The organism is Streptomyces sp. NBC_00212 (assembly GCF_045206365.1).
Taxonomy (GTDB): Bacteria; Actinomycetota; Actinomycetes; order Streptomycetales; family Streptomycetaceae; genus Streptomyces.
The window spans coordinates 8329488-8347098 of the sequence record NZ_CP108115.1; the positions used below are offsets into that span (position 1 = coordinate 8329488).

Below are 17611 nucleotides of genomic sequence, written 5' to 3' on the forward strand. Positions count from 1 at the left end.
TGCGGTAAGGCGGCATGATGAGACGTCAACAACCGTACTGAGAAATGGAGTTGACATGTGTCACGCGGACAGACGCGCCCGTCGGGCACCTCGCCCCTGCGGCGGGCGTCGTGAGTTACGGAGGATGCCTCAACGTCGCCTCGGCGCAGGCGGGCGGTCGACGGCGCCGACAGAGCTGATCGCAGGGGTCGGCCCGGGCGGGAGGCCGTGGTGAGCGGAGCGGATCAGAATCGGTTGAACCGCCGTGGGCTGCTCGCGGCAGGTGCGGTGGCCGCGGCGGCGAGCGTGGTCGGCCCGCCGGCTTCCGCGGCTGCCGTGGATACCGGCGCGGCGACGGGGGAGTGGACAGGCTTCGGGCCGGTGACGGTCCGTCCGGGGGACACTCGGTACGAAAGCCTGCTGCGCGGCAACAACTTCCGCTTCGTGGGGCGGCCGGACGAGATCCGCGTCGTCGGGTCGACCGAGCAGGTGGTGCGCGCGGTCGCCGATGCCGTACGGTCCGGGCGCCGGGTGGCTGTGCGCAGCGGCGGACACTGCTTCGAGAACTTCACCGCCGATCCGGCCGTGCGGCTGCTCCTGGACATGTCGCCCATGGACGCCGTCGGCTACGACGCCGCGCGCGGCGCGTTCGCGGTGCAGCCGGGCGCCACGCTCGGGCACGTCTACCGGACGCTGTTCAAGGGCTGGGGCGTGACCGTCCCCGCAGGCGGCTGCCCGGAGGTGGGCGCGGGCGGACACTTCGCCGGCGGCGGGTACGGGCCGCTGTCCCGCCGGTACGGATCGGTGGTGGACCACCTCTACGGCGTCGAGGTGGTGGTGGTCGACCAGGACGGCACCGCCCGCGCGGTGGTGGCGACGCGCGAGCCGGACGATCCGCACCGCGACCTGTTCTGGGCGCACACGGGCGGAGGCGGCGGGAACTTCGGGGTGGTCACCCGGTACTGGCTGCGTTCCCCCGGCCCGCGCGGGAGCGACCCGTCCCGGCTCCTGCCCGCCGCTCCGCGCGAGCAGTTGGCGTACCTGGTCACCTGGCCCTGGGACGAGAAGATGACCCGGCAGGCGTTCACCAGGCTGCTGCACAACTTCGGTACCTGGCACGAACGCAACAGCGCGCCCGGCTCGCCGTACGCCGGCCTGTACGCGATCCTCATCCCGATGCACCACAGCGCGGGCGGCTTCCTGATGACCGTGCAGATCGACGCGGACATTCCGGGTGCCCAGAACCTGGTGCGTGAGTTCGCGAACGCGGTCACCGCGGGCACCGGGCTCGCGGGCCAGGAGACCTGGCTTTCGATGCCCTGGCTGCACCCGACGACCTGGCCGGGTACCGGCGAGCCCGGCAACGTCGGCACCCGCCGCTACAAGATCAAGGCGGGCTATCTGCGCCGCTCGCTCACCGAGGCGCAACTCGACGCCGTCCACCGGAACTTGACCAACAGCTCGGGTACGGCGGGCGGTGGCATGCTCCTGATCGGGTACGGGGGCCAGGTCGGCGCCGTGGCGGCCGACGCCACGGCCGTCGCCCAACGAGATGTGATCATGAAGGCCGTCTACCAGACGATCTGGTCCGACGAGCGCGACGACGCCACCAACCTCGCCTGGGTCCGCGCCTTCTACCGTGACGTGTACGCGGACACCGGCGGCGTCCCCGTGCCCGGCGCGGTCAGCGACGGCGCCTACATCAACTACCCGGACACCGACCTGGCCGATCCCGAGTGGAACACCTCCGGCGTGCCTTGGCACACCCTCTACTACAAGGACAACTATCCGCGTCTCCAACAGGTCAAGGCCCGTTGGGACCCGCGCGACGTCTTTCACCACGCACTGTCGATCCGGCCGTCCACCTGACCGGGGCGGCCGGGTCCGGTTATGCGCGGCTCTGATGCACAGCCGCATTCGTGCTGACGGGGATGGCTGTTCTGTCGCGGGGGTGGTGCCGGCCGCGGTCCGGCACCACCCCCGCCAGGCATCAGGCATCAGGCGTAGACGCCGGGCCTCAGACCCAGATGCGTACGGCTTCCATACGCCGTGACTGACCCGTCGTCCCCACATAGACCGGGTTTCCGGTGACCGAGCTCAGCCAGCCGTACCCCTCCACATGTGCCTGCGCGCCCACGCTGCCCGTCCCGACCTGGACGCCCAGCGCCTCCATCCGCCGCGACTGGCCGGTGGTGCCGACGGTCACGACAGTGCCGTCCCCGCCGCACCTCCAGCCCTGCCAGCCGATGTCGGCCAGGTGGGCGTCGGCGCAGACGCCGCCGACGCCGCTGGTCGAGATCGCCAGCGCCTCCATGCGGCGGCTCTGGCCGGTCGTGCCCGCCACGCTGCCGTCGCAGACCGCCGACTGCCAGCCGATGTCCTGGACGTGGGCGGCGTAACAGATCACCCGGGCGTTCGGGGAGAGCGAGGCGCGCGCTCTGCTGGTCGCCGCCTTCAGCTCCGCGACCACCGAGGCGGGCGCCTCGACGGTCGAACTGCCGGTGTCCACCGCGCTGATGGCCGGGGCGGCGGCCGGAGCCGGGACCGACGGCTGAGCCTGAGCCTCGGCCACCCCGGTGGCTCCCAGGGCGCCCGCCAGCGCCAGCCCCACGATGACACCGGCGGTCTTCCTCATGGTCTTCTTCATGATTTTCCCCTCCTTGTACCGACTGGTCGCGCATATCTGTATCCGCGTTCCGAGGAGGGGAACAACCATTTGCCGCGGTTACGGCTGAGAGCAGTCCCGGCATGGCGCGCTCCGCGAGCTTGTGCCGGCACCGCTCGGTGTGCGTCGGCCACTGGCGAGCCAACTGGGTTGGCAATACAGGGAGTTGGAGGACACCGTGGCCGTTTATGTGTGTGCCGCTGTGGCGTTACGACACCGAGGTCGGCGACTCCGGAGCCAGTGAGTTGCCCGGCGGTATGTGCCCGCAGTCGGACGGGGCCGGCCTGCCCGCGAACCGGTCCCCGAGCCAGCCGATCGCGCCCGGGGCCCAGGCCGCGGCCACCGGGACGTGGCCGAGCAGGTCGTACTGGTGGAAGGCGAAGGAGCCGTTGCCGGAGGAGCAGTACTGCCGGGCGAGGGCGCGGACGTCCCCGGCAACCATGACCCCGTCACCTCTCCCGATGCCAGGCGGGTTGCCGAAGGTCCCCTCGACGACGCCTCCGGCGCCCTGGGCGATGAACCCGGGAACGGTCGGGGTCGCGGCCGAACCCAGGTTGATCTTGTTGACCGCCTCGACGAACGCGGTCACCGAGTTCGGATCGGCGTACTGCGGCTTCGCCAGCTTCTTCCACGTCAACCCGGGGTAGTGGCCCAGAGCGTCGAGGAGCGAGCCGTGCTCCAGGTCCTGGTACACCTGCTGGCCGTAGCTGTTCAGGTACTGCTTCAGGTCGATGCCGTACGACCGGGCGACCCCGATGATCGCCATGGGGATGACGCCGGACCACACGACCGAGCCGTCCACGTACTTGAGGTTGTGCGCCGGATCCACGAGCAGGCCGCCCTCGGCGAAGCCCACCAGCCGCTTGTTGACGTCGGGCGCGTACGCCGGTGCGAGCGCGGCCGCCCAGCCGGTCGCGATGGCACCGCCGGAGTAGCCCATCAGGCCGACCCGGGTGTCGGCGTCCATGCCGGTCCCGGCCTCGGGGGCGGTCGCGGCCCGGATCGAGTCCAGCGTGTTGGCCGCGTACTCCGGTCCGGCCGCGAAGTCGGCCCGCTGCCCCTCGGTGTCGGGGATGACGACGTTGTAGCCCTGCGCCACCAGGGGCGCCAGGAAGAGGTTCTCACTGTTCGCGAGGATGCCGCCCAGCGTGACATCACCGGCGATGGCGCGGGAGGGCCCGTCCTTGGGGTTGAGGGAGTCGTAGAACGACTGGTAGGACACTGCCTTGCCGCTGTCGCCCTTGATGCTGCGCACCACGGTGGTCACGTTGGCGGCCGGGCGCCCCTGAGCGTCACGGGTGCGGTAGAGCAGCTGGACTGCCTTGACCGGAGTGGGTAAACCCACGATGTGGTACTGCAACGTCCGCTTCTTCAGCACGGTGCCCGGCGCGTACGAGGACAACGGCGTGCTGCTGTCGTAGGTGTAGAACGGGTCGCTGGAACCGGCCGTCGACGGCGTGGCGGCGGCTGTGGCCACCGGCGCGAAGGTGGCGGCCAGCACCGTGGCAACTGCGGTCGCCAGCACCCGCTTGGTGTGTCTGAACATGGCTTCCCCGTGGGTCGTGAAGTGAGTGACAGGAGTGACTCCAGGAAAGTTACCTATAGGTAACTGCACTGCATAGAGCCGCGACTGTGACTTTTTCGGATGCGGGCCCGCCAACTGCGTTACACGTACGCCGCCCTGCCGGCGTCGCGGTGCTCGCCGGACAGCGTGCGTCCTGCCGGCCGCCGGAACGAGGGCGGCGCCGGGGCCGGGTCAGGGCACGCTGTTCCGTTCAGAGCATGATGAGCAGACGCGTCTTCGGCTTGAGTTTCCTGTTCACCGACCGGCTCTGCACGTACACCTCCAACGCGGGATTGTTCCCCGCCTTCACGGAGACGGTCCCCTGGATACCGGTGCCGAACAGAAGGCTGCGTGCCGCATCGCCCGTATAGGCGCGGTCGGTGTCCTTCTCGACGACGATGACTTCCTTGTTCTGCTGAACCTGAGCCCGGGCACCCAACTGGTAGTAACACGCGCCACGTTCGTACGTCACGCCCGGATGCGAATCGACGAAGGGGCGAATCTCGACCTCCTTGTCGACCTTCAGGAGCCGGTACTTGTCGGCCGGAATCGGTTCGAGGTTCGCCCGCACCTCGTCCACCGATATGTCCTGACCGACGGCGAACAGGTTCTTCGTGCCGCGCACCCCCTGCTCGCGGCCCCGGAGGAAGCTGGTGGCGGCAGCGCGCACGGTGCCGATCGCCTCCTCCACGCCCTTCTGGGAATCCGCGTCCCAGATCGCGATGTTGCCGGCCGGGAAACCGTAGTTCTGCGCGGTCCGCTTGGCCAGGGAGTTCGGAACGAGGATCGCGGACGTCCAGTGCCCCGGAAGGCCGCCCATCGTCGCCGTGATCCTGTCGAGCCACGGGCCGAGGATGGCCGGGTCGCCGTCGTGCCGCCTGTCTCCGCCGGAGGCGTTCTCCTCGCCGTCCGTCACCACGATCTGCAGGAAGCTGTGCTCGCCGTACTGCTCCCAGATGTGACCCAGGTCGTCCAGAGACTTCAGCGAAGCCTCGATCAGGGCGGTGGCGCCATTGTTGACCCGGTACAGACCCCGCATGGACGGCAAGTGCTTCACGTCCATGTCCCAGACCAGGTTCTCCACCTGGTGGTCGAAGGAGTAGAGGCTGATCCGCGTCTCGTGGCCGAGGCTGTCCGATTCCGCCTTCAGCCCCGCCACGAACTCGTCCACAACGCGGATGAGCTGATTCTGGTGCGGACGCATGGAACCCGAACAGTCCACTACCAACGCGACGTGATTCACCTTGTGCTGGATCTTGTTTACGGACATGCTTTTGCTCCCCCTCCAAGGCTCCCCGAGTGATGTTTTCACTGTAGGTGGAGGCACTGACAACGCCGCCTGACGCCCGATCACCTGCCTTCCCTGGGTGCCGTGCCGGGCGTCGAGGGCCGGGCTGTCGCCGCGCGGGGGATCCGGGCGGGACGGTGACGGGAAGCGCGGGCGGCACTCTCCTGGCATGTCATGTGCTGGGAGGAGGGCGCGATGAACGGGAACGCGCAGCGGGTGCTGCTCGTGCGGCCGGAACCGCGGGTACTGGAGTCGGTCGCGGCCGTGGGGCTCGACGCGTGGCTGGTGCGGGCCGACCACGATCCGCCAGCCCAAGGGGCGTTCTCCGAGCGGCAGTTGGCGGGGGACGTCGACGACGTCGGTGCCCTCCGGGCCCTGCTGGTCCGGGCAGCGCGCGCCTTCGACATCGCGCACGTCCTGTACTTCGGCGACCTGCCCGGCCCCCGGCTGGCGGTCGGGCAGGCGCTCCTTGAGCTGCACCCCGGGCAGGGCAGGGTCCTTGAGGGGCTCCGCGATCCGGCCGTCCTGCGACGGGTGCTCAACCAGAGCGGGGTGTCCGCCGTGCGCGCCGTGCCCGTCACATCGACGGCGATGGCACTGGCCTGGGCGGACGGGTTCCCGTACCCCTTCGTGATCAAGAACGGGACGGGACGGCACCGCGGCGAGGTCATCCGAGGCCGGGCCCAACTGGAGGCCTGGGCCCGGCGGTCGCCCCGCATGCCCTGCGTCGTGGAGGAGTGTCTCGCCGGGCCCGAGGTGGTCGTCGAGACGTTCAGCCATGCGGGGATGCACGAGGTGATCCGGCTGACCGCGCTGGACGGCGCGGTGGTCGGGCCTCGTACGGGACCAGGGCTCGGCGGGCGCTCGACGGACGCCGACGGGGTGGGGGCGCGGGCCGTCGTGCGTGCGCTGCTCGATCTCGTGGGGCTGGAGTTCGGCTTCGTACGGACGCGTGTGGTGCTGACGCGCGAGGGGCCGCGCGTCGCGGACGTGGAGGCGACCGGGGGGTCGGTCCCGCGGGCTCTGGCCGGCAACGGGGCCGGGCGGGACGTCGTGGTGGACGTGTTGGGCGCGCTCGCGGGCCGGCCGCCGTCCGGGCCGTGGCTGCTGTCGGGCTGATTTGTCGATGGCGGGGGGCCTCTCGCCAGCGGTCCGGGCTGTCATCGGAGCGGCCGGGGAACACTGAGGTATCCGCCGGGAACGGGGCAGGACCGGTTCGGGAAGGCGACGCACGAACATCGGTGATGTCAGAGCGACCACGCACCACCACTCACTCGAAGGACGTCACCATGCGCAGCTCCCTCACCAAGTTCGTCGGCGTCTTCGCGGCGGCCGCCCTCGTCCTGGGTCTCGGCGTCGCGGGTGCGGCCTCGACGGGTTCCACCGCCCCGGCGCTCGCGGACAGCAAGGGCCCGACCTCGGTGCGGGCCGACAGCAAGGGCCCGACCGTGGTCGTCCAGTCGCTGCCGGTCAGTCGGTGAGCTGCGGGGCGACACGCCCCATGAAGGCGCTCAGCGCGTCGGCGGCCTCCCGGCGGCGCGCGGACGCCAGCAGGTCCCCCGACGCTTCGGCGGCGTCGGCCAGGCCGTACAGGGCGCCGGCCTCCTCGGCGCGGTAGTGGATCGGCGCCGCCAGCTCATACGCCCGGCGGTGCAGTGCCGCGGCCCGCTCGTGGTCACCGCGGCGCCCGTGGAACCGCCCGACGATGTTCTCGACCTTGGCCTGCCGGGTGGGACTGCCGCCGGCCCGGGCGAGCCGCAGCGCCTCGTCCGCGAAACCCGCGGATCCGTCGGCGTCCCCGAACAGTTCCTCCACCGTGGCGGACAGCGCGAGGGCGAGCGCGACGTCACCGGGCGGGCTCGACGGGTGGCAGCGTTCGCGGGCCCGGCGCAGGCAGTCGCGGGCCTCCTCGTAGGAGCCGAGTCCGACCTGGGCGAATGCCAGGTCGGTGTGAGCCATGACATGACTGTCGCGGTAGTCGAGGCCGTCGTGGACCGAGAGAGCGGCGCGGGCCATGGCGGCCGCCTCGTCGTATTTGCCCCACTGGGCGTACAGGGTGCTGAGGTTCGTGAGCGTCTCGGCCTCGGCGCGCGGGACCTCCAGAGCCCGCTCCAGGCCGAGTGCGCGTTCCAGGCGGGGGAGCGCCTCGGCGTGGCGGCCCAGAGCGGTGAGGAGCAGTCCGATCGTGGACTCGCCGTGTGCCTCGGTGAGTTGGTCGCCGAGCCGGGCGGCGATGTCACGGCCCTCGGTGGCGGACTGGATGCCCTCTTCGAGATGGCCGAGCTTCCAGCAGGCCACGCTCAGGTTGGAGAGGGTGAAGCCGAGCACGGCGAGGTCCCCCGTGCGCCGGGCCGCGACGACAGCGGTTTGGCTGAGGTCCTTGAACTCGTCGTAGCGGCCGAGGGCGTTGAGCCGGAACACGATGTTGCGGGTGAGGCTGACGGTGTGCCGGTCGAACCCGTGCCGGTCGGCGAGGGACACCGATGCGACGAGGCTCGCGTGTTCGTGGTCGAACCACCGGCGGGTCTGCTCCATGTCGGCGAAGCGGGGCACCTCCCCTTCATAGGGCGCGAGTTGAGTGGGGCGCGGGCTGCGGCCCGGGAACAGACGGGTACAGGCGGTCTCGGTCGCCGTGAGGTAGTAGTCGAGCAGCCGCCGTACGGCCGCCGTGTCGTCCTGTTCGGTGGCGGGCCGGCTCTGGCTCTGCGCGAAGGTCCGTACGAGATCGTGGAAGCGGTACAGGCCGATGTCGGGCTGCTGGAGCAGCTGGACGTCCAGGAGCCGTTCGAGGACCGTCTCCGCGCTGCGCGTGTCCGTCCCCAGGAGCGCGGCGGCGGCGTGCGCGTCCACGTCCGCGCCGGGGTGCAGGCCAAGGACGCGGAACGCCGCGCGATGCCCCTCCTCCATGGCCTGGTACGACAGCTGCAGGGTGGCGGCGACGCTGCGCTCGCCCGCGCTGAGTTCCTCCAGGCGGTACGTCTCGTCGCGTAGCCGGTCCACGAGGTAACTCAGCGTCCAGCGCGGCCTGTTGCGCAGGCGTGCGGTGACGATGCGCAGCGCGAGGGGAAGCCTGCCGCAGAGCAGCACGAGCTCCGCGGCGGCCTCCGGCTCCGCCGCGACGCGGGCCCGGCCGAGGACCTCCTCGATGAGCAGGGTGCCGTCCTCGGGCGACATGGGGCCCACGGAGAGCCAGTCGGCGCCGTCGAGGTCGAGCAGGCGTTCCCGGCTGGTGACCAGTACCAGGCAGCCCGGCGAGGCGGGCAGCAGCGGCAGCACCTGTGCGGCGTCCGCGGCGTTGTCGAGCAGGAGGAGCACGCGGCGGCCCGCGAGCGTGGAGCGCCAGAGCGCGGCGCGTCCCGGGACGTCGTCGGGGATGTGGTCGCTGGACGTGCCGAGGGCGCGCAGCAGGCTGTCGAGCGCGGCGGCCGGTGTCATCGGGGTCTCGCCGGGAGTGAACCCGCGCAGGTCGATGTGGAGTTGGCCGTCCGGGAAGTCGGCGGCGGCCGTATGGGCGGCGTGCACGGCGAGGGAGGTCTTGCCGCTGCCGCCCATGCCGTCGATCGCCACGATGGCGCTGGTGCGACCGGGTTCGCCGCGGCCGCTCGTGGAGGATCCGGCGCCGGTCATGGAGGCGAGCAGCGTGGAGAGCTCCCGGTCGCGGCCGGTGAAGTCCGCCAGGTCGTAGGGCAGGGTGCAGGGCGCCTCGGACGGATCGTCCTGCTTCGGGTGATCCCGTGGCGCCGGCTCCTTGGCCGGGGCGGCGGTCGGGGAGTGCTCGGCGGGCGCGTTGTCCCGCGGCGCCGTTGGGCGGGGGGCCGGGGCTTGTACTTCGGGCGCTTCGCGCAATATCGCTTCGTACAGCTCGCTCAGCCGGGAGCTGGGGTCGATGCCGAGCTCCTCGACGAGGAGGTCGCGGACCTTGTGGTACTCCTCCAGGGCCTCGGCCTGCCGGCCGCCGCGGTACAGGGCGAGCATCAGGTGGCCCCGCAGGGTCTCCCGCAGCGGGTTCTGGGCGACGAGATCACGCAGGTCGGCGACGAGGTCGCCGGTCTCGCCGGCGGACAGGCGCAGCTCCGTGAGCTGCTCGGCGGCGGCGACGCGGCGCTCCTCCAGCATGGTCGCGGCGGCTTCGAGGAGGTCGCTGCCCGTTCCCGACAGGGCGGGCCCGCGCCACAGGTCGAGCGCCCGGCGCAGCGCGTCGGCCGCTTCGGCGGGCTGCCCCTCACCGCCGGCGAGGCTCGCCCGGCGCACCTGGGCGCTGAACTCGGTGAGGTCCAGCTCCACCGCACCGAGGGCCACTTGGTAGCCGGGCCCGTCGGTGACGACGACCTCGCCGCCGCCCGGAATGCGCCGGCGCAGTTCGGCGACGGCCTTGCGCACCTGGTGGGCGGCTGTCGCGGGCGGGTTGTCGTTCCATGCCGCCTCGACCAGACGGGTCACGGGGACGGTGCGGCCCGCCTCCAGGAGCAGGCTCGCGAGCACGCGTTCGTGGATCGCGCCGCCGAGGCGCAGTCGTTTCCCGTCCGCCCAACCCTCAAGCGGACCAAGGATGTTGAAGCGTGGATTCCCGCCGTCGTACCCCGTCATTACCTTCCCCGTTCCGCCCTGAAAATCCCTGGCCAGGGCATTACTCGGCGATCATAGGGGTTGCCCACGGGACGGTACAGAGTGGTCTTGACCTGTAGGACGGCACGCGCGTTCCCCCCAGGTTCCCCTCGCCGGGGCGGCGCGGTCCCGGGGGCGGGAGCGGGGCGGTAACGGAACGGGAGCGCGGCCGTGGAGTCTTCAGGCATCGAGAGCCCCGGCCAGCGGCCAGGAGCGGCCGACCCCGACGGTTCATCCGTCGCGACGGCCCCACTGCCGCCCGTACGAAAGGCGCCCTCGACCGCCCTTACCGGACCCACCGAAAGAAACGAGAACCACCGTGGCCCTCGATACGAAAGCCGCCGAGACGGAACCCGTGAGCGCGCCGTCGAAGAAGGCGGCGGCGCCGTTCGGACCCCGGTCCGCGAAGCGCTCGCTCGCCGTGTGGCTGGGGCCGATCCTGGCAACCGCGGCCACCCTCATCTGGTCGGGCAACTTCGTCATAGCGCGCGCCCTGCACGAGACGGTGCCTCCGGTCCAGACCGCCTTCTGGCGGTGGACGATCGCGATGCTGGCGGTGGCACCGCTGGCCGCCGCGCAGACATGGCGGCAGCGGGCCCTGATCCGCAAGCACCTGGGCTTCCTCACGCTCGCGGCACTGCTCGGGGTGACGCTGTTCAACAGCCTCATCTACCAGGCGGGCCGCACCACTTCGGCCACCAACCTGGCGCTGATAGCTGCCACGTCGCCCGCGATGATCGTCGCCTTCGGAGTGCTGACCGGCGGTGAACGAGTCTCACGACGGCGGGCCGCCGGTCTGGTCATCGCGCTCCTGGGCGTGATCGCGCTCGTCAGCAAGGCCTCCCTGTCGGTGCTCCTGGGCCTGGAGTTCTCCACGGGCGACCTGTGGATGCTGGTGGCCACGGCGACGTTCGCCGGGTACAGCGCGATGGTGCGCCGCAAGCCGGCCGGCCTGACGGGGCTCGCGTTCCTCTTCACCACGTTCGTGCTGGGCACGCTGATGCTGGTGCCCGCATACGCGGTGAGCCTCAGCGTCCAGGGCGGGTTCACGCCGACCGGCGGAACGCTCGGAGCCCTCTTCTACATCGGCGTGTGCTCGTCCGCCGTCGCCTACTTCACCTGGAACAAGGCCATCGACCTGATCGGTGCCACCCGCGCCGGGTTCATCTACTACCTGCAGCCCGTGTTCGTCGCCGTCGTCTCGTACTTCGCCCTCGGTGAGCCGACGACGCCGATCCAGGTGGCGTGCATGGGACTGATCATCGTGGGGATCGCGCTGGGATCGGGTGCGACGGCCAAGCGCGCCGAGCCTGCCGCCCAGACAGAACAGACCGCACCCACCCCGCACGCCGCACAGCCGCAGTCGTCACCCACGGCCGCCTGAACTTCCCTTCGTCAGGGCGCGTTTGACGACGATCGCTCCGACCCTCTCGAACGCCCACCGGCGTAATCCACTTCCGCTCAACGAACAAGGAATCAGGATCATGTCCTTCCCGACCATCAACGCCGAGCGCCTGCTGTCCGACATCACCCACCTCGGCCAGATCGGCGCCGACCCCAAGGGAAGCATCTACCGGGTGGCCGGCTCAGCGGCCGATCTCGCCGGGCGTGACTGGATCGACAAGACGATGCGCGTCGCCGGGCTCGACACCTGGCGGGACGACATCGGCAACGTATTCAGCCGTCGCGCCGCCAGCGAGGGCCCCTGGCTGCTCATCGGTTCCCACGCCGACACCGTCCCGGGCGGCGGCCGGCTGGACGGGGCGTACGGAGTGATCGCGGCCATGGAGGTGCTGCGCACCCTGCACGAAGCGAACCACTCGGCAGCCGACTACTTGGAGACGGTCGCGTTCTACGACGAGGAGGGCGTCACCCTCCAGTCGAACGGCGGCCTCGTCGGATCGACGGCCCTGAGCCACAACCCGCACGTGACGGAACTGCTGGGCTACCTCGAACTGCACGTCGAGCAGGGGCCGCGCATGGAACGCGCCCAGCTGGACCTGAGCGCTGTGACCGGCATCGTCGGAGTGCGCCGCTACATGATCGGGATCGAGGGCCAGGAGAACCACGCGGGCACGACGCCGTTCGAGCTGCGCGCCGACGCGGGACGGGTCGCGACCCGCTTCGGAGCACTGGTGCGGGACGTGTGCCAGCAGGTCGATCCGGCCTCCATCGGCAACGTGGGCTCGATCGTCCTGGAGCCGAACGCGCCGAACGTGGTGCCGGGCGCGGCCACCGTGCAGGTGGAGGTGCGCGCCGGAACGGAAAAGGCCCTCGACGCGATCGAGGAACTCCTGGCCGAGGAGCTGCGGCTGATCGCAGGGGAGGAGCAGTGCACGGCGGAGCTGCGCACCACGTCGGCGAAGCCCGTCGCTGACTTCGACACCCGGCTGGTCGATGCGGTGGAGCAGGTGTGCGTGCGCAACTCCGAGCGTTTCCAGCGGATGCTGAGCTACGCCGGACATGACGCGAGCGTGATGAGCACGAAGGTCCCGACGGCGATGATCTTCGTGCCGAGCACGGGCGGCTACAGCCACTCCAACCTGGAGCACACTCCGGACGAGCAACTGGTCCTGGGCACGCAAGCCCTCCTGGAGAGCGTCGTCGCGGTGGTGAACCTGATGCTCGCGACGGACGTCTCGGAGCGCCACGCGCTGGCCGCCTGACGCAGCCGGCCCCGTATCCGGTCTCGGCCGAAGACCCCGGTTCCCGCGCAGAGTTGCGGGGGCCGGGGCCTTTCCGGTCTGCTCTGCGGGCACGGGCAGGCTCGGGCATCGCAAGGAGCCGCTCGCCCGGTCGAGCGCTGAGTGCCGTGAGCCCTAGTACCAGCCCGCCGTCGAACCCGCCAGCGGACGGGGGCCGGTGCGCGGACGCTACTCGTGTACGGGTAGAACCGGCCGGCCGACCGTTTGGCTCGGGGCCGCGAGGGTTAACCGGATCCCATGCGATTCCTGTCAGCGAAGAAGGCGCCGGCCGGGTTGGGCGCTCCGGGACGAAGCGATGGCAACGGATGTGATGCCATGGCTCAGGCCCTGCTCAAAGCCCTCGACGCGCTCGGCGAGGCCCAGCAGCTGGACAAGATCACCGGCTGGTTGCAGAAGGCTGTCCGCGCGTTGCCCCTGGGACCGTACCGCGCTGTCCTCCAGGGGCGGCCGCTCGGACACCCGCTGCACCCCGTGCTCGTACAGGTGCCGATCGGTGCGTGGACGTCCGCCGCGGTGCTCGATCTCGTGCCGGGCGCCGGGCGCAACGCGCGTCTCCTGGTGGGCATGGGGGTCGTCTCCGCCGTGCCGGCCGCGTGGGCGGGGTGGGTGGACTGGGCGGAGCAGCCCGAGCGGCAGCTGCGTACGGGAGTGGTGCACGCCGCGTCGAACGGCGTGGCCATCGGTCTGTACGCCGGCTCCTGGGTCGTGCGGGGCCGCGGCAGGCCGGCGCTCGGTCGGCTCCTCGCGTTCGCCGGGCTGACGGTGGCCAGCGCCGCCGGAATGATCGGAGGCCATCTCGCCTACCGGCAGGCGGCCGGCGCCAACAAGACCGAGCCGATCCATCACCTGGTGGAGCCGGGTTGGCACGCGGTGGGCAGCGCCGCGGAGTTCTCCGAGGGGCAGGCGGCCCGGCGGATGCTGGGAGCGGTGCCGCTGCTCGTGGTGCGGGAGCCGGACGGTGGGTTCCACGTCCTGGTCGACCGGTGCAGCCACATGGCGGGTCCGCTGTCCGAGGGCACAGTGGCCGACGGATGCGTCGAGTGCCCGTGGCACGGCAGTGTCTTCCGCTTGGCGGACGGCCAGAACGTAGGAGGCCCTGCCACGGCACCCCAGCCCGTCTTCGAAACCCGGCTGACCGGGCAGGGCGTGCTGGAAGTCAGGCTCCCGGGTGCGGTCCAGCGGGCCACCGGAAGAGCCGACGGGGCAAGCTGAACGAGCAGCGGTTCGCGGGGCTCGCCGGGCTCGGAATGGTCTGGGTGGGGGAAGGTGGGTGACCGGGGGCGGCGGCGAGTCGTTGCGCCCGGCGCATATGGAGAGTGCACACGGGTCCCGGAGCCTGACAAGCCCCGGGACCCGGCACACTCGATACCCTGCCGCCCGGCCGGGGCATCGGTCACGCGTGTCCGACGCCGGCGGCGGCGACGGTCGAGAGGTTCGCTCTTGGGGGCGGCTGCGGCCGCCTCGGGAGGCCTCTGGCGGACCGCGGCCGTACCAGCCTCCACTGCGGCGCATTGGTCTGAATGGGCGCAATTTGTGACGTGTTCTGCATGTTCTTCGTTCTAGGGGCGGCAGGTTTCACAGGGCGGGCCTGTCACCCCTAACTAACCCACCGAATGGGAGCACAACCGTGATCAAGCAGGTTCTCGCCGGCGCGGCCTTCGCCACCGCCGCAACGATGGCCGTCGCCATGCCCGCCTCGGCACACACCACCGCGCAGGCGCACAGGAGCCCCACCGACGCGCTCCAGAAGGTCCTCGCCACCCAGGTCGGACAGGGCCCGACCGCGAGCGGCCAGGGGGGTACCACCAGCTTCGGTACCCGCAACGGTGACACCGCCGTCACGGGCGAGTCGGGCGGCATCCTCAACAACCACGGTGCCCCGCTCGGAAACGTGGACGGACGCTGCCTGGTGCCGCTGCCCGAGGGCGAGGGCATCGGCGGACACCTGCTCGGCACGATCAAGAATGACTGCAACATCGCGCCCGTCGACCAGTTCCAGGCCCCGCAGAAGCTGCTCTGACGTACGCCGTCATGCCGTCCGACAGGACATGAAAAGCGGGGCCGCTGCCTTACAGCAGCGGCCCCGTCGGCTTTAATTGCGGTGCCGGAGCCCGGCTCGACGGGTGCTCGCGTCCGCTCCGTATGGGTACACGCAGATGCAGGCTGGCCCGGCGGTGCCCAGGTCGGCCGGCTCGTCGGCATCGCGATGCGGCCAGGAACTCGACGGTCGGGTCGAGCGCTTCGGGCACGCGAGCGCCGGGCCGAGGATTCGCCGTACCGGACGGCGGGCTCCTCGTTCCGTCAGTGGCTGCTCGTCACCGCGACCCGGCGGCCACCAGCGTCGCGGTGATGGGTTCGAGTTCGGCGACCAACTCGTCGAGCTCGACGGGAGTCAGGGCGTCGTACGGCGCGGCGGCGAGCTCGTCGGTAAGGGCCTCGATGCGTTGTTTGGTCTCGCGGCCGGCGTCGGTGAACCGGTCGTCGGAGTCGATGAGTCCGCGCTCGCGCAAGCCGTCCATGACCGCGGCCAGCCGCTCCTTCGGCAGGTGGTGGATGCGCCCGAACGACTGCGGCGGATGGATGCCCATGTCCAGCGCGCTGAGGACGTGGGCCTCCGTGCCGCCGATGCGCGCGCCGACGAGGGCCGCGACGTGCCCGTCACCGCGGTGCTCGCGCAGCATGGTCGCGGAATGCCACAGCCGGGCGACCGGATCGCTCGGCACCGCAAGGGTGCGCATCCCGGCGTACATCACCCGGCCTTCTGTGGGCGCGCTCGTCGCGGCTTTGGTGGTCAGGTCGGCGGCGCGCAACAGGCCCGGGGAGTCGGCCAGTTCGTCGCCGAGGATCCGCCGTACGGAGGCCGCGCTGCCCCGCTCCCGCGCGGCGACGGACGCCTCGGGCGGGATCGTCTCCCACGCGCTCGGGATGTGCCGCGCGGCCTCCCCGTCGGCGAAGCTGTAGAAAGCCGCGTGCACGACCTCCGCCGGTACCCGCCCCAGCGGAGCGGCGCGGCTGGCGAAGTAGCCGTCCCAGTAGGTGCGGTGGCCGAGCGCGGCCAGCTCCTCGTTGCACTCGTCGGCGAAGAAGGTGACCAGGCAGATCGGCTCCAAGAGCTCGAACATGCGGCGGGCGGTGTGAGTCATGGCTCACATAATGCCCGCGGTCACATACCCGCGGAGCAGAACGAGCCGCCGGATCACCTCCTGGACGCGGCAGGCGTACGTCCGGCTCTCCGGTGGCTCGACTTGGTCTTGGTCGAACGCTCCGGTCGCGAAGGCTTGGGCCAGGACGAACAGCAGCTTGCGATGATGCCCGCCGAGTTGGGGGTGGGTGGGGTTTGGCCGGTGTGGTGGCTTGGGGTCTGGTCGTGGGTGTGTGGGGGGGGTGTTGGTTTCCGGGTGTGTGTGGGGAGAGGCTGACCATGAACGACAGGGTCAAGGCTGGCTGTCCTGGCCTGGAGTGCCTTTGCCAGCGTGAGCCCGGACTGGTCTGGGTGGGGGAAGGTGGGTGACCGGGGTGGTGGCGAGTCGTTGAGCCCGGCGCATATGGAGAGTGCACACGGGTCCCGGAGCCTGACCAGCCCCGGGACCCGGCACCCTCACCCCCCACGCCCTCAACCGGCCGGACGCGGACACCAGCCGTCGGGGAACGGGGGCGGCGAGGCCCGGCCGATCTCGGGCCGGCGGGGCGGGGGCTGGTCCGAATGGGGGCACTTTGTGACGCCTTCTGCCCGTTCCTCGTTTCCAGAGGCGGCAGGCTGCCCCTCCGGGCAGACCCGCCACCACCCCCACCGACCCACCGACCCACCGAATGGGAGCTCAAGCAGGTTCTCGCCGGGGCGGTCTTCGCCACCGCCGCAACGATGGCCGTCGCCGCGCCCGCCTCGGCACACACCACGGGAACCGAGGCCAGGAGCATCCCCACCAGCGCGCACGAGAGCATCCGCACCGCCCACACCTCGGGCAACTCCATGAGCGGCGGCGCCAAGGACTTCGCAACCCGCAACGGCGACACCGCCATCACCGGCGACGCAGGCGGCATCCTCAACACCTACGGCGCCCCCCTCATCAACGTCGACGGACGCTGCGTCGTCCCCCTGCCCGAAGGCGAAGGCATCGGCGGACACCTCCTCGGCAGCCCCAAGGCAGCCTGCAACATCGCACCCGTCGACCAGTACCAAGCCCCCCAGAAGCTCCTCTAACCCCACCCCGCACCACCAGCCCCACCCCACAGCCCCCTGCCACCCAGGGGGCTGTCCCACATCCAGCACCCAGCGTTCAGAGACTCCCGGTGGGGCCGCCTGCGGCCTCCCGGCGTACGGTCTCGGCGACGCTGGACAGTGCTGCGCCGAGGTGGCGGCGCTGCGCGGCGGTCAGAGGGTCGAAAACGAGTCGGCGCACCTGCGCGACGTGCCCCGGTGCGCTGTCGACCACCTTCTGCCGACCGCCTTCGGTCAGGGTGGCCAGGGTGTACCGACCGTCCGCCGGGTCAATGCGACGGACGATCCACTTCCGTGCCTCAAAGCGGTCCATGAGCTTCGACAGCCGCGGGAGAGTGCTGTCGCAGCCCCGGGCCAACTCGCTGAGGCGCATGGTGACTTGAGGTGCCATCGACAACCGGGCGAGCACGCTGTACTCGAAGTTGGAGATGCCCGCGTCGCGCTGCAACTGACGGTCCAGGGCCGCAGGCAGCGCGATCACGACGGTGAGAAGGTCCTGCCAAAGTTCCTGCTGCTCGGTGTCGAGCCACGGTGACGGTGCGTCCATGCGACCCATCGTACTTGCCCGGGCAAGAGATTTCTGTTG

14 protein-coding genes are annotated in these 17611 nt (G+C 70.9%); 8 read left to right on the forward strand and 6 right to left on the reverse strand.

All coding sequences use genetic code 11. The annotated features are described in order from the left end of the window. Positions 1–234: 234 nt before the first annotated feature. Entirely contained in the window at positions 235–1848 is a 1614-nt protein-coding gene (locus tag OHA17_RS38100) for an FAD-dependent oxidoreductase (RefSeq protein WP_406510340.1), read from the forward strand. Between the two features lie 148 nt (positions 1849–1996). Here OHA17_RS38100 and OHA17_RS38105 read toward each other — a convergent pair whose 3' ends face one another. The 3 genes from OHA17_RS38105 to OHA17_RS38115 all read right to left on the reverse strand — a co-directional run bounded on the left by OHA17_RS38105 (position 1997) and on the right by OHA17_RS38115 (position 5478). Next, the gene (locus OHA17_RS38105; RefSeq protein WP_406510341.1) at positions 1997–2626 is read right to left on the reverse strand and encodes a polysaccharide deacetylase; all 630 of its coding nucleotides are present in this window, start codon (positions 2624–2626) and stop codon (positions 1997–1999) included. Between the two features lie 226 nt (positions 2627–2852). Then, positions 2853–4190: a lipase family protein gene (locus OHA17_RS38110; protein ID WP_406510342.1), complete on the reverse strand. Its 1338-nt coding sequence runs from the start codon at positions 4188–4190 to the stop codon at positions 2853–2855. A 229-nt stretch (positions 4191–4419) separates the two neighbouring features. Beyond that, entirely contained in the window at positions 4420–5478 is a 1059-nt protein-coding gene (locus OHA17_RS38115) for a VWA domain-containing protein (RefSeq protein ID WP_406510343.1), read from the reverse strand. 213 nt (positions 5479–5691) lie between these two features. On the opposite strand from OHA17_RS38115, the gene OHA17_RS38120 reads away from it, so the two are divergent. Both OHA17_RS38120 and OHA17_RS38125 read left to right on the forward strand, forming a co-directional pair. Then, the gene (locus tag OHA17_RS38120) at positions 5692–6615 is read left to right on the forward strand and encodes a hypothetical protein (RefSeq protein WP_406510344.1); all 924 of its coding nucleotides are present in this window, start codon (positions 5692–5694) and stop codon (positions 6613–6615) included. Positions 6616–6785: 170 nt separating this feature from the next. Continuing rightward, positions 6786–6977 carry a hypothetical protein gene (locus OHA17_RS38125; protein ID WP_053730406.1) on the forward strand — a complete coding sequence of 64 codons (192 nt, stop codon included), beginning with the start codon at positions 6786–6788 and terminating at the stop codon, positions 6975–6977. On the opposite strand, the gene OHA17_RS38130 is transcribed toward OHA17_RS38125, so the two are convergent. After that, complete coding sequence (locus OHA17_RS38130; protein WP_406510345.1) at positions 6967–10083, reverse strand: AfsR/SARP family transcriptional regulator; 3117 nt, start codon at positions 10081–10083, stop codon at positions 6967–6969. The genes OHA17_RS38125 and OHA17_RS38130 overlap by 11 nt on opposite strands. A 337-nt stretch (positions 10084–10420) precedes the next feature. Here OHA17_RS38130 and OHA17_RS38135 point away from each other — a divergent pair, with 337 nt between their 5' ends. The 4 genes from OHA17_RS38135 to OHA17_RS38150 all read left to right on the forward strand — a co-directional run bounded on the left by OHA17_RS38135 (position 10421) and on the right by OHA17_RS38150 (position 14826). Continuing rightward, the gene (locus OHA17_RS38135; RefSeq protein WP_406510346.1) at positions 10421–11485 is read left to right on the forward strand and encodes a DMT family transporter; all 1065 of its coding nucleotides are present in this window, start codon (positions 10421–10423) and stop codon (positions 11483–11485) included. Positions 11486–11585: 100 nt separating this feature from the next. Next, positions 11586–12767, forward strand: a complete 1182-nt coding sequence (locus OHA17_RS38140) for a M20/M25/M40 family metallo-hydrolase (RefSeq protein ID WP_406510347.1) — start codon at positions 11586–11588, stop codon at positions 12765–12767. Between the two features lie 354 nt (positions 12768–13121). Further along, positions 13122–14018: a Rieske 2Fe-2S domain-containing protein gene (locus OHA17_RS38145; protein ID WP_406510348.1), complete on the forward strand. Its 897-nt coding sequence runs from the start codon at positions 13122–13124 to the stop codon at positions 14016–14018. 415 nt (positions 14019–14433) lie between these two features. Then, complete coding sequence (locus OHA17_RS38150; protein WP_398876859.1) at positions 14434–14826, forward strand: hypothetical protein; 393 nt, start codon at positions 14434–14436, stop codon at positions 14824–14826. 295 nt (positions 14827–15121) lie between these two features. Here the strand turns inward: OHA17_RS38150 and OHA17_RS38155 are convergent, their stop codons facing one another. Beyond that, on the reverse strand, positions 15122–15949 hold the full coding sequence (locus OHA17_RS38155) for an SCO6745 family protein (protein ID WP_406510349.1): 828 nt from the start codon (positions 15947–15949) through the stop codon (positions 15122–15124). Between the two features lie 719 nt (positions 15950–16668). Between OHA17_RS38155 and OHA17_RS38160 the strand changes: the two genes are divergently transcribed. Further along, positions 16669–17007 carry a hypothetical protein gene (locus OHA17_RS38160; RefSeq protein WP_406510350.1) on the forward strand — a complete coding sequence of 113 codons (339 nt, stop codon included), beginning with the start codon at positions 16669–16671 and terminating at the stop codon, positions 17005–17007. Positions 17008–17083: 76 nt separating this feature from the next. On the opposite strand, the gene OHA17_RS38165 is transcribed toward OHA17_RS38160, so the two are convergent. Further along, positions 17084–17572: a MarR family winged helix-turn-helix transcriptional regulator gene (locus tag OHA17_RS38165; RefSeq protein WP_406510351.1), complete on the reverse strand. Its 489-nt coding sequence runs from the start codon at positions 17570–17572 to the stop codon at positions 17084–17086. Positions 17573–17611 lie beyond the last annotated feature (39 nt).